At 37.5% G+C, this 12,571-nt stretch carries 16 protein-coding genes; all 16 read right to left on the bottom strand.

The features are described from left to right. The 16 genes from APB85_RS08305 to APB85_RS08380 all read right to left on the bottom strand — a co-directional run bounded on the left by APB85_RS08305 (nucleotide 1) and on the right by APB85_RS08380 (nucleotide 12,447). On the bottom strand, nucleotides 1–1,083 hold the full coding sequence (locus tag APB85_RS08305; protein WP_037314462.1) for a glycoside hydrolase family 130 protein: 1,083 nt from the start codon (nucleotides 1,081–1,083) through the stop codon (nucleotides 1–3). A gap of 9 nt (nucleotides 1,084–1,092) precedes the next feature. Then, nucleotides 1,093–1,443: a phosphomannose isomerase type II C-terminal cupin domain gene (locus APB85_RS08310; protein WP_037314460.1), complete on the bottom strand. Its 351-nt coding sequence runs from the start codon at nucleotides 1,441–1,443 to the stop codon at nucleotides 1,093–1,095. 10 nt (nucleotides 1,444–1,453) lie between these two features. Further along, nucleotides 1,454–2,425 carry a 6-phosphofructokinase gene (locus APB85_RS08315; protein WP_037314458.1) on the bottom strand — a complete coding sequence of 324 codons (972 nt, stop codon included), beginning with the start codon at nucleotides 2,423–2,425 and terminating at the stop codon, nucleotides 1,454–1,456. A 2-nt stretch (nucleotides 2,426–2,427) separates the two neighbouring features. After that, nucleotides 2,428–3,768: a dicarboxylate/amino acid:cation symporter gene (locus APB85_RS08320; protein ID WP_057481154.1), complete on the bottom strand. Its 1,341-nt coding sequence runs from the start codon at nucleotides 3,766–3,768 to the stop codon at nucleotides 2,428–2,430. Nucleotides 3,769–3,776: 8 nt separating this feature from the next. After that, nucleotides 3,777–4,838, bottom strand: coding sequence for a class I fructose-bisphosphate aldolase (locus APB85_RS08325; protein WP_037314454.1), 1,062 nt, complete (start codon nucleotides 4,836–4,838; stop codon nucleotides 3,777–3,779). A gap of 11 nt (nucleotides 4,839–4,849) precedes the next feature. Beyond that, on the bottom strand, nucleotides 4,850–5,863 hold the full coding sequence (locus tag APB85_RS08330) for a type II glyceraldehyde-3-phosphate dehydrogenase (RefSeq protein ID WP_037314452.1): 1,014 nt from the start codon (nucleotides 5,861–5,863) through the stop codon (nucleotides 4,850–4,852). Nucleotides 5,864–5,882: 19 nt separating this feature from the next. Further along, nucleotides 5,883–7,238, bottom strand: a complete 1,356-nt coding sequence (locus tag APB85_RS08335) for an APC family permease (RefSeq protein WP_037314450.1) — start codon at nucleotides 7,236–7,238, stop codon at nucleotides 5,883–5,885. A gap of 7 nt (nucleotides 7,239–7,245) precedes the next feature. Further along, nucleotides 7,246–8,601 (bottom strand): NAD(P)/FAD-dependent oxidoreductase, encoded by a 1,356-nt coding sequence (locus APB85_RS08340; RefSeq protein ID WP_057481155.1) that lies wholly within the window; start codon nucleotides 8,599–8,601, stop codon nucleotides 7,246–7,248. Beyond that, nucleotides 8,598–9,059 carry a universal stress protein gene (locus APB85_RS08345; RefSeq protein WP_037321886.1) on the bottom strand — a complete coding sequence of 154 codons (462 nt, stop codon included), beginning with the start codon at nucleotides 9,057–9,059 and terminating at the stop codon, nucleotides 8,598–8,600. Before APB85_RS08345 ends, APB85_RS08340 begins: the two co-directional genes overlap by 4 nt. A 132-nt stretch (nucleotides 9,060–9,191) precedes the next feature. Next, nucleotides 9,192–10,010, bottom strand: coding sequence for an AlbA family DNA-binding domain-containing protein (locus APB85_RS08350; RefSeq protein WP_037314446.1), 819 nt, complete (start codon nucleotides 10,008–10,010; stop codon nucleotides 9,192–9,194). Between the two features lie 94 nt (nucleotides 10,011–10,104). Next, nucleotides 10,105–10,380 (bottom strand): DUF5676 family membrane protein, encoded by a 276-nt coding sequence (locus tag APB85_RS08355; protein ID WP_027884440.1) that lies wholly within the window; start codon nucleotides 10,378–10,380, stop codon nucleotides 10,105–10,107. 12 nt (nucleotides 10,381–10,392) lie between these two features. Beyond that, complete coding sequence (locus APB85_RS08360; protein WP_027884439.1) at nucleotides 10,393–10,617, bottom strand: SHOCT domain-containing protein; 225 nt, start codon at nucleotides 10,615–10,617, stop codon at nucleotides 10,393–10,395. A gap of 22 nt (nucleotides 10,618–10,639) precedes the next feature. Further along, nucleotides 10,640–10,852: a heavy-metal-associated domain-containing protein gene (locus tag APB85_RS08365; RefSeq protein ID WP_027884438.1), complete on the bottom strand. Its 213-nt coding sequence runs from the start codon at nucleotides 10,850–10,852 to the stop codon at nucleotides 10,640–10,642. Nucleotides 10,853–10,862: 10 nt separating this feature from the next. Continuing rightward, on the bottom strand, nucleotides 10,863–11,090 hold the full coding sequence (locus APB85_RS08370) for a hypothetical protein (RefSeq protein WP_034892122.1): 228 nt from the start codon (nucleotides 11,088–11,090) through the stop codon (nucleotides 10,863–10,865). 182 nt (nucleotides 11,091–11,272) lie between these two features. Then, on the bottom strand, nucleotides 11,273–11,854 hold the full coding sequence (locus APB85_RS08375; RefSeq protein ID WP_037314444.1) for a helix-turn-helix domain-containing protein: 582 nt from the start codon (nucleotides 11,852–11,854) through the stop codon (nucleotides 11,273–11,275). Between the two features lie 176 nt (nucleotides 11,855–12,030). Then, nucleotides 12,031–12,447, bottom strand: a complete 417-nt coding sequence (locus APB85_RS08380; protein WP_027884435.1) for an HYC_CC_PP family protein — start codon at nucleotides 12,445–12,447, stop codon at nucleotides 12,031–12,033. Nucleotides 12,448–12,571: the final 124 nt, after the last annotated feature.

Consider the following 12,571-nt stretch of genomic DNA (forward strand, 5'->3'; position numbering starts at 1 on the left):
CTATGGTGTGTTTTTCTGTGAAGGATGTTTTTTTAGCTCACCCAATAATTGTTTGAGGCTTAGTTTGGCCACAGCAATATGTTTATCTGCTGCCCCATAATAGATATAGAGATCATCATCAAACAATGAGGTTCCCGTAGGGAATACCACGTGGTTCACCACTCCTTCTAATTCCCATTTTTCTGAAGGGGAAAACAAGGGATAAGGCAACCTCCCGATTACTTTTGTAGGGTCTTCAATATCCAATAGCGCAGCTGCCGCGTGATACGTTTTTCCGATGTTGGTTTCACAAACCCCGTGGTATATTATCAGCCAACCATCTTCTGTTTCTATGGGTGCGCCTCCCGCACCCAGATAATTCACTTCAAAATCGAAGAACGGATCCATAAGGATATGATCGGTGAGGTTCCTTATATGATTTATCCAAAATTCTTTGGTAAGGTCTTCCCATTTTTCAAATTGTACTATTTGTATTCCCGGCCATATACGGTGGAGCATGACGAATTTCCCGTTGATTTTTTTTGGGAAGAGTACAATATCCTTGTCCCGTAAAAATCTATGTTTTTCATCTGCTAAACCTATGCTAGCAAAAAGGTTGTAATAGTGATAGTATTTTGGGTTTAACTTTTCCTGACTACAACATTCAAGATGGTATTTATATTCCTTGTAATTCAATTTTGGAGTAATAATCCCTTTTTTATCGAAATGTCTCATGTCTTTGGAGGTAGCCAAAGCACCCATGGCATTGAACCCGTCATAAGCTGTATAAGTTAAATAATAGGTATCTTCAATTTTAACAATACGAGCATCTTCCACACCATGTTTTTCATAATCAAAATCACGAGTTATTAACGGGCTTGATTTCCTTTCTATGAGATCTAAATGCTCATTGGTTTTGGCATATCCAATGGTAGAGTAATTGCCATCTTCCACCGCACGGTAAAAGATATGCACCTCTTCACCCTCTTGAAATATTCCAGGATTGAGCACGCCGTTATTTTCAAATTCCAATTTAGTGGGACTAAGTAGGATCCCTAATTTTTCTATGGGTACTTCTGTATTAATCTGAATTGTATGTTCCATGTCTCTGTATTATTTTGGGTCTTCCCTGTTGTATTTATCCTCCAGTCTAACAATATCGTTTTCATCAAAATTGCCAAAGGCTATTTCAAGGATGCTTACCGAAGAATCTGATGTTTTTATTTGATGTACGGTTTCTTTTGGAATAAAAAATTCGTCTCCTTTTTGGCCCACTGTTGTTTTGTCGCCTATTACGAAACTTCCCATTCCTTCCAGTACCCTCCAGAATTCTTCCCTGTTGTGGTGAAACTGGAGGCTTAGTTCTTCGTTTGGAATAACCGTGAGTATCTTTACGGTGCTTACCTCATTATGGGTAAAGCGTTCAAAGTTTCCCCAAGGCCTTTCTTCTTTATACTTTTTCATTTTTCTTGTTTTATGAGCTAAATAGTTTCAAAAGATCCTGTAGCTCATCATTTATTTTATGTTGTTTAACCACCTCTTCAAAAGGTGTTAAGTGCAATTGATTGTTTAAAATCCCTACCATTACGTTGTTTTTCCCTTGCAAAAGTGCATCTATTGCTGCCACTCCAAGCCTAATACCAAGCATTCTATCTAAAGCAGATGGGTTTCCACCTCGTTGCACGTGGCCAAGCTTCGTTATGCGTAAATCGACATTGGGATTGACTTCCTTTATTTTTGAAGAAACAAGTTCGGCACCAATTTCGTCACCTTCAGAAACTACGATTAGAAAAGCATCGTCGCTATCGTAATGTTTTACCTTATCCAAAAGGTTAATAAAGTCGGTATCGCTCTCTGGGATGAGTATGGCATCAGCGCCAACCATCAATCCTGAATGAATGCCGATATAGCCAGAATCTCTACCCATTACTTCCACGATAAATACCCGATTGTGAGATTCGGCAGTATCCCTTATTTTATCAATGCTTTCAATGGCTGTGTTAACTGCGGAATCGAAACCAAGGGTGTAATCCGTACCCGAAATATCGTTGTCAATAGTTCCGGGAATCCCTATGAATGGGATATCGCATATCTCTGAAAAAGCAAGTAATCCTTTAAATGTACCATCACCACCAATGGCAATTAAAGCGTCTATTTTGTTTACATTTAGAGTTTGCAAGGCTTTTTTTCGACCTTCCAGTTCGAGAAAACGTTTGCTTCGGGCTGTCTTAAGGATAGTGCCACCCTTTTGGGTCAGTTTTTGTAATTCGTGCGATTTTAATTGAACCAAGTCACCGTCTATCAATCCTTCATATCCTTTTCGAAAGCCGCTTACGTTTATACCATTTACTTCAGCCGTTTTTGTAATGGCGTACAAGGCTGCATTCATCCCTGGACTATCACCTCCAGAGGTAAATACACCTATATGTTTTATAGTACTATCCATAGTTATAAAGCTTCTTTTTTAAGAATTTCAATGTTTTTTATACCATACAACCTATTAAAAACCATACAAGCTGTAAGGTCACCCGTTACGTTTACAGCAGTCCTGAACATTCCCAACAATCTTTCTACACCAATAATAATGATGATGCCTTCGGCTGGGATACCAACACTTCCCAAAACAGAAGCGAGTATCACCACACCACCTCCGGGAATGGCAGGTGTGCCGATTGAAGCAGCAACGATAGTTACAATGACCACAATAATATTGAGTAAACTCATTTCCAGTCCATAGGCTTGGGCTATAAAAAGGGTTGTTATCGTTTGATAAAGTGCAGTACCATCCATATTGACGGTTGCGCCAATGGGAATGATAAAATTGCTAATGGTCTTGTCCACCTTTAATTTTTCTTCGGCTGTTTGAAGGGAAAGTGGCATCACGGCCGCAGAGCTTGTGGTTGAAAAGGCCAATAATTGAACGTCCCTTATTTTTTTTAAGAAATGCATAGGGTTTGCTTTTCCAAGAAGCACAATTAGCCCTAAATAGAAAATTACCAAAAGTAATAGACCGAGCAGGACGACGCCAACATAATAGGTGAGACCGGAAAGAGAACTTAAACCAACACTAGAGGTAAGCTGTGCCATAAGTCCGAAAACAGCAATAGGGACTAATAACATAGACCATTTTACCACCGTCATACAGACTTCCTGAATGGCACTTAGAAGCAGCTTTACTGGGCGCAGTAAATCATTTTCAAGAGATAGCACAGCTACACCAATAATGATTGTGAAAATGACAATACTTAACATTTCACCACTTACCATAGATGCCAATGGATTTTCAGGAAGCAGGTTTGAGATGGCATCAGGAATCGTTTCAACTCCGAAGGAAAGCTCGGGTTCATCAGTTGAAACTGCCGTAATTTCATTATGCTCTTTTAGTGCTTGTTGATGAAGAAAACGACCCGGTCTAAAAATTTGGGATAGTATCGTACCAATGCTAACCGAAACTATTGTTGTGCCCAAAAAATATAGTAAAACACCACCACCTAATTTTTTTAAACTGTCCTTATCATTACTTGCGATTCCTGTGATGATGGAAGCCACAATCAACGGAATCATAATCATTTGAACCAGTTTCAGAAATAGTACACCGGGCAATGCCAGCCAATTCCCCGCGATATCTGCTGTTTCTTTAGAAATCCATCCATTTTGTGGACTCAATAGCAGACCAAATCCAACACCTAAAAATAAGGCAATGATTACTTTAAGCCATAGACGGCTTTCTACCAGTTTAAGGAGGTAGTGGTTAAGTGATTTTAATGATTTTATCTCTGTATCAAACATTCTGTTGATTATGCTATACTAATTTTATCGTCCAAATAAACTTCCTGAACAGATTGTAATACTTTCACGCCTTCGCTAAAAGGCTTTTGAAATGCTTTTCTTCCCATTATCAGCCCAGAGCCACCAGCCCTTTTATTGATGACGGCAGTAGTTATAGCATCAACTAAATCGGACTTCCCTTTAGAACCACCGCCAGAATTTATCAGTCCTATTTTACCCATATAACAATTTGCTACCTGTAATCGACAAAGGTCAATGGGATGGTCTGTCGTCAACGTTTTATACATTTCATCATCATATTTTCCAAATCCTATTTCTTTAAACCCGAAATTATTGGTTGGTAATTTTTGTTTGATGATATCCGCTTGAATAGTTACGCCCAAATGATTGGCCTGCCCAGTAACATCGGCAGCCGCGTGGTAATCTTCTTTTTCGGTTTTAAAAGCTTCATTTCGTGTATAGCACCATAAAATGGTAGCCATACCAAGATTATGAGCTTCTTCAAAAGCCTCTGCTATTTCTTTGAGTTGTCTGTTACTTTCCGCTGAACCAAAATAAATCGTAGCTCCTACGGCAATTGCTCCCATATCCCAAGCGGTTTTTACCTTACCAAAGAGTGTTTGGTCATATTTGTTCGGGTAGGTAAGCAGTTCATTGTGGTTAATCTTAACGATAAAAGGGATTTTATGGGCATATTTTCGGGCATTCAAACCCAAAACCCCAAACGTGGAAGCCACCCCATTACAACCGGCCTCAAGGGCGAGTTTTATAATGTTCTCTGGGTCGAAATAATCTGGGTTTTTATAGAATGAAAAGGCCGCGCTATGCTCAATACCTTGGTCAACAGGAAGGATACTTAAATAACCAGTTCCTGCCAGATTTCCGTGATTGTATAATTGGGAAAGGCTACGAAGTACCTGTGAATTTCTGTTGCTATTGCCAAATACTTTTTCTAAACTATTTTTGCTTGGCACTTGCAATTCATCCTTTGTTATTTTTTCACAAACGTGTTCTAAATAGAAGTCTGCTTTTTCTCCTAAAAGTTCTACTATATTCTTGTCTGTTTTCATTTTGATAGTATTTAATGGATTCCTAAACTTTCATTTGTTTTGGCTATGGATTTTGTACCATCTGTTTCAATTCCAGTTAATGCCCTAATAGCATCGATTGTTTCCGGGATTACAATGGCTTGGTTATCGACTACATAGGCATAAAAAAGTTCATCTCCCTGTACTTTGAGCATATCTTCCCACAGCGCAACTTCATACATATCGCCCCAAGGTCTTCCCATATCCAAGAACATTTCCTTAATGGTATTGTTAGAAACCAGACCTTGGTCATATTGAATTAATTTAATACGACTTGAAGTTTTGAAAGCATTTAGCACTTCTTCCTTTGTCGCCTGCTTTTTCAATTTCACATTCCAGTAGTGCATATGGCTCAATGTTTCGGGTACTTTTACCGCTGCGGTGATGACATCCAGTTCTGGGTCAACACTTTTAGCATCTGGACCTTGATGGCTTGGGATATCTTTTTCGGGAACCATCGTATTCATAATACCACCTAAATGACTTTCCCAAGGGTCTGTAGCTCTTCTTAAAAGTGTACCTCTGGCATAATCCAATAAATCGGCTCTTTTTAAAGCGGTCAAGGTTCTTAAAATAGACGTAGTATTACAAGAAACTACTCTTGTCGCATTCAAGTTTAGAGCGGATTTGTAATTATTTTCTGCACTAAAGGAATGCCCTGTGGTTTCGTGTTTTTCGCCACCGTGCAAAATAAATTTTATATTCTGTTCTTTATAAATCGCTACATTTTGAGCAGCAATCTTTTTAGGCGTACAGTCCACTACAAGGTCTGATTTCTTTAAAAGTTCCTGCATATTGCCTTTAACAGAAATCCCTTCAGATTTCATATTATCAGCTGCATCTTGAGTTGCTGCGTATATGTTGTAATTCTTTCTTACGGCATTTTGAATACGCCAATCGCTGATGATATCACATACTCCCGAAAGCTTCATATCGTTTTGTAAGTTGATGGCATCTGCCACCCTTTTTCCAATGACTCCGTAACCTATAACTGCTACATTTTTCATATAAATTGTTTTTAATTAATTATGTTTTTTTGTTTTTGTCACTTGTATTCTTCATTCCCATCGGCATATTACCTTCATCGTCTGTATGTGAAATCATAAAAAGGCGTTCCGCCACAAGTATTAGAACAATCCCAATCGCTGCTACGATAAGCACCAAAGGATCGTTCAGATATTTTATATAAAGAAAAGCTGCCAATACCGCAATGTCCAATACGATGGCTATTAATGGGATGATAGGCTGAAAAACCACTTTGTTTTTAAGGTGACGGAACAGCCCCCAATGGATAGCGATATCCATAATAAGGTAAAAAATAGCCCCAATGGATGCTATCCTTGTCAAATCGAAAAGCACGGTCAGTAAAATGGCGAGGGAAGACGTGAATACTAGTGCTGGATTTTTTAAGCTACCAAGTTTGGTTAAAGAAGGCACCTGTTTCATATTGCTGAGCATTGCCAACAAGCGTGAAGAGGAAAAGATACTGGCAATGACCCCAGAAACCGTGGCAATAATGGCAATGCCAATGGTAATCCAGGAACCCCATTCCCCAAAAACAGGTTTTGCGGCGGCTGCAAGGGCATAATCTTTAGCTTCGATTATTTCAGGAATGCTTAAACCTCCCGCAACAGCTAATGCCAAGGCTACATATATCAGTGTGCAGATAAGTATGGAAAACACGATAGACCTACCAAGATTTTTATGCGGGTTTTTAATATCGGCTCCTTGGTTCGTGATAGTGGTAAAGCCTTTATAAGCAAGGATAGATAACGCCAAAGCGGCCACAAATCCGAAGCCTTGTGGTAATGTCTCAGTATTTTTGGGAATATAGTTTCCCGTAATATCGGCAAAACCTGAAATTGCAAGGCCGGCAATAGCTAAAATTGCTATTCCCACTACCTTTATAATAGCGGTAAATGTCGCGGTGGCACCAATAACCTTATTGCCCAGGATGTTCACTATATAAGCAACAACAATTAGCCCAACACCCAGGGTAGAGGCATAACCTGCATAGGACTCGGGAAATAGTCTCAACGTATATGCTCCAAAAGTGCCCGCCACCAGACTTTCGGAAACTACCATTGATACGTACATCAGCAAAGAATAAAACCCTGTTGTTGTTCCAGGTCCATAGGATTTGTTAAGGAATTTAACCACACCTCCAGACGATGGAAAAGCATTTGAAAACTTGACATAGGAATATGAGCTAAAACCCACCACAACAGCACCTGCAATAAATGCAATGGGAAATAGATCACCCACCAACTCTGCTATTTGCCCCATAAGGACAAATATGCCAGCACCAATCATTACGCCTGTACCAAGAGATATGGAACCTATTAGGGAAAGCTTATTATTTTTATCTGTGGTGTTTTTCATTTCAAAATTATTTTGTTCTGTTTTTAACCGAAGATTTCGGTTTAAAGTTTCTAATAATCAGGCGGTTGCTCTTTTCATAAGTGAAATAACTTACCGCCCAATTAAAACCAACCATCAATCTATTTCTAAATCCACTTATGGACATCAAGTGAACAACGGACCACAGCAACCAGGCGAAATAGCCTGCAAATTTAAATTTGCCCAAATCGGCAACTGCCTTGCGTTTACCTACGGTTGCTAAGGAACCTTTATCTTTATATTTGAAAGGTTTTATGGATTTGTTATTTATGATATTTAATATCGAATCGCCCAGGTATTTACCTTGTTGAATAGCGGTCTGTGCTACTTGTGGATGTCCTTTTGGGGTTTCTTTGGAAATGAGTGCTGCGATATCACCTATGGCAAAAATATTTTCGTAGCCTTCTACTTTTAAATTGGCATTGGTTTTAATACGGTTGCCTCTGACTACGTGTTTTCCATCAATACCATTTGGGAATTGTCCTTTTACGCCAGCCGTCCAGATAAGATTTTTAGCCAAAATGGTCTTACCACTTTTGGTAGTGACTTCGTTGCCGTCATAATTGCTTACAGCTTCATTTAATAATACCTTTACATTTAAATCCTCTAAATATTTGAGGGTTTTCGAAGATGCTTTATCAGACATTGTACTTAACAACTCATCAATGGCTTCTATTAAATAAATGTTCATAATGGAAGCAGGATACTCTGGGTAATCTTTGGGAAGGATGTATTTGCAAAACTCTGCCAAAGCTCCTGCCATTTCTACGCCTGCTGGACCACCACCTACAATTACAAAATTTGTCAGCGCGTCGCGTTCTTTATCATCACAAGTAATAGCTGCCTGTTCCAAATTTTGCAACATCATATGACGGATGTTGAGGGAATCGCGAATATCCTTCATCCCCAAACTATTTTCGGCCATAGAATCCATCCCAAAGAAATTGGTGGTCGTGCCAGTAGCCAACACTAAATAGTCATAAGAAACACTTCCCTTATTGGACAATATAGTATTTGAATCAGGTTGAATTTCCTCAACTTCAGCCAAACGAAAGAAAACATTTTTATAGCCATTGATTTGTTTTCTGAATGGAAATACAATACTGTCAGGCTCCAGGGCACTCGTTGCCACTTGATATAATAAAGGCTGAAACTGATGGAAGTTATTTTTATCGAGTAAAACCACTTGAACTTCTTTGTGTTTCAGTTTCTCAACCAATGCCAAACCTGCAAATCCTCCACCAACGATAACCACACGAGGTAATTTAGTATCGGGAAGACATATCTCATCTGTTATCTTACAGGTGGATTCCAACGTAATGCTATGTGTTTGCTTTTCTTTCATTTTTTATTTCTATCTCTTGCAATCAGTACTGAACATTTGGCATTTGTGGTTAAATATTGGGATACTGAGCCCAATACTAAGCGAGAAAAAGCACCGTGACCCTGAGAGCCTACTACAATTAAATCTGCACCCCAATTTTCTGCTTTTTCATAAATAGTACTTTTGGGCAGGCCACTAACAACACTTGTGGTTATGGTAAGTGCCTTGTTTTCGGCCTTGATTTTATCGAAAGCTTCTGAAACGATTTTGTTTCCCAATTTTTGAGCGTTACTTCTAATTTCTTCTATGTAATTTCCTATCCTGCCGCCCATAGTATGCAATCCCAGGCCGGTTGTTTTCGGAACTTCATAAACATTTATAATATGAATTTCACTATTTGAGGATAGGGTCATTTTTATAAGTTCGTGAATGGCTACTTTACTAAAATCTGAACCATCTATGGCCAATAGTATTTTCATTTTTTTCGTCTTTTTAATCTCTGATTTCGGGTTTAATTCCACTAATTCTGTCCGAATTAGATTTACATGTCAAGCCAAAGAATTTAGTAATCGAATCATTTTGGATATTTCATTTCCAACCTCTCTTATAAACTAGTTGTATTGCATAAGCTTAAGCTTTTTGGTTTTTAAATAATCCACTGTTTCTTTTACCGATAGTGGATACGTAGCATTTCCTGTGCGTACATAAAAAGTGGTGTTTCCTTCATCACTCACATAAACCGGTTCGTTGGAAGGTTCGATATCCACCACGCACACATCTTTCTCATCAATACTGTAGAACGAAATATGGTTGCTGAAACAAGCCTCGTGACCCAATTGTGTAGAGATAATCCTGAACACCGCACGTTCATACCCATCCATGTTTTTATGCTTTAGAGTTTTATAATCTTTTTCCAATCCCAGAACATTTCCGTCGTCATCAACACCAATTATAAGTTTTCCACCCTTGGCATTCATAAAGCCCACAATGGTTTTGGCAATGACCAACTCCAGTTCCCGATTGGTTGTTTTACGGTAATAATCATAGCGTATGGAAGATTTGAATTCCACCCGTTCATTTTCACCGGCCTGGATTAATTCTTCAATATCACGAACAAGCAGCCGCTGTTGTGTGCCAATAATTTCATTTTTCTTTTTCAGGTTTATCCAGAATAAACCTGAAACTATCCCCAAGAATCCTCCCAATAAAGTTAAGAGTCCGCCCATGCCCCGCATATTGAAACTGAAAGATTCCAAAAAACGTTCTTCTAAGACTTGCTGAAACAAGGGGAAAGAGAAGGGCGTATCACTGAACTCAAACCAGTAGATTACCATTGTAAAAGGGTGTACCAGGAAATAAAAAATACCTGCCCCAATAAATAAATGAGTCAAAATGATCTTAATATTTTTATAAGTATTACTGTTTATCATTTTTAGCGGTTTATGAATCTTTGATATAATTATGTTCTAAATTCAAGAGGGCCTTATCTAAACTTTCGATTAAACAATCCTATTTAATGCAAAATCATCTGTTTTTTATTTGGGCATTATAAAATGCCGCAATACACGCTCCAATCAACCAGCCTAAAATGAAGCTTTGCACAATACCAAAAAATGCTTCTAATAGTGGCACGTCCATTCTTATAATATTACTGGTGTCCAGACCGTGTAAAAGGCTGTTGAAAAATATAATCGTTCCTTCCTGTCCTGCTGTAGCCATCACGATCATACAGCCCAAATAAATTAAGGATACTGTTAGACCGAGGGCAAAACCGAATTTTTTTACATTTAATCGATACATAATTTATATGTTTTAAGATTGGTTATCTGATTTTAATAATTTTTTGGATTCTTCAAATTCCTCCTTTGAAATTTCGCCCTTGGCAAACCTGTTTTTTAGGATGTCCAATGGCTTTTCTTTTTTTGGTTTTTGGTATGGGATATCAGTTGGGATAAAGAAAATCCAAATGATAAACGCCATCCAAATAATCCACCATATCAGGTGCATACCTCCGAAACTTCCGTCGTGAAAAAACATAATTTTTGATTTTAAGTTACTTTTATAGTTTTTCAATTGTGTAACCCTCAAGGTTGCTGAGTTGTTTTTGTAATTCATCTACTGAAAGCGTTTCCTTCATAGTGATGATTGTAGCTCCTTTTGGTGCCAGAAAAATTTCTGCCTTTTCAATCTTTGGATGTTCTTCCAATGTCTTTTTGACCCTGCTAATGCAGCCGCCGCAACTAATACCATTAATTTGAAATTTTCGTTTCATAACATAAATTTTAGTGATGTTGTCCTTCTTTTTTTTTATCCTTCTTTTTTAAGTTCTCATTGGACAATCCGTGCGTATGGCTCCCGTGCCGCATGGGCATTAACAAGTGTACTGCGAACATTATTATAATAAATGCAAAAAGCCAGGTGCCACCACCAATTCCAATAGATGGTGCTAAAAAGATGAGTAAAAGCGGCAGTCCACAACCGAGGACCATCCATAACCAGTGATTTTTCATTGTTTTTTATTTTAATTAATGTTTATTCCTCGCCTTTTTAAGACCTGAACTGGCTTATGTTGTAATTGGGGGATTATCAACACAAGCCTTAGGGAGTTCGGGCTTTAGGGTTTTTAATATTATAATTAACACGAAAGCTATCTGTTTTTATGCTACTTCATCTGCATAACTTTCGTTGTTATTTATATAATTTCATCATAGAAATTTCGTTTCCATTTTTCTGTGTTTTTATAGTCGCTCATACTCATTCCCACAATCTCTTTAAACTGTCTTGATAAATGGTTAATGCTACTATAATCCAGCATATATGCCACATCTGAAAAAGAATATTGTTTTAATTGAATAAGTTCTTTTACTTTTTCAATTTTCAGTTTTATAAAGTATTTTTCAATGGTGGTGTTTTCATTTTTAGAAAACAGCCTGCTCAGTATTTTATAATCCCTGTTGAGCGTTGAAGACAAATGTTCTGAAGTATTTGTTTTCAAATGAAGTGGTAACTGAGTAAGCAGTTGGATTAGAATCATTTTTACTTTTTCAACCAGCATTTCCCCTTCACTTTGTACTATTTCAAAATCATTGGAATGAAGTACTTTGGTAACTTTATACGTAACCTCCGTGTTGGTGTTTTTTGAAGATTCAACCAATAGTTTACCTAATTCCAAAGAGAGTACGGTTATTCCCATCTCTTCCAGTTCTTGCGTTATTACTTTTAGACAACGGCTACATACCATATTCTTTATCCAGAATTCTTTCTGTAAATCCATAGTATTAATTATTTATTCTTAGAATGGTATTTATTCTAATAGATTATAAATTTCTGTTTTTCAAAAAGTTGAAAGTGTGGTATGCTCAGGATAGAGCGCACCAGTTGTTAGCCTTTGCGTAGTACAGGCCAACATATAAGGTAGGTTGTTTGAAAAAGAACCTACTTAGGATGAAATCAAATTAAATATACCTCGTGGAGTACTTGAAAATCTTTCGGTATGAGGGGTGGGTCATAATCCCTAAAAGGGATTATATTTTGTTCCAACCCTTCGAATAGATTTACGTAAGTGTAAAAAAATGTGTGTAGGAAAATCAGTTTATGATTTTCCATCTCAAATGAAGCTTTTTGAAAGTTATCGCCACTTTCTTTAACTATAGATTTATTAGCACAGCAACCTTTTTTTTCGAACGAACATTTTTTTGAAGGATTGGTCTGAGCCTTCACCGCATTATCACAAACCTGAGCTTTATTTAAAACCGCCATATCCACGAGTTTATCACAGCAGAAATGCATATTCACAGTAAAAGACGATGAAGCAAACATTACTGCAAGTACCAATGAAACAGCTATTATTTTATTAAAGCTTTGCATAATACGAATATAAAAAAAATTAACAAATGTTAACTAATTTTTAATAATGAATTTTTTAGGACTTATTTTTGCCGAACATACTGCAAAAAAGAAAATAAAAATATGATATTTATCATATTTTTAG

Origin of the sequence: Salegentibacter mishustinae, assembly GCF_002900095.1 — a bacterium.
Classification (GTDB): Bacteria; Bacteroidota; Bacteroidia; order Flavobacteriales; family Flavobacteriaceae; genus Salegentibacter; species Salegentibacter mishustinae.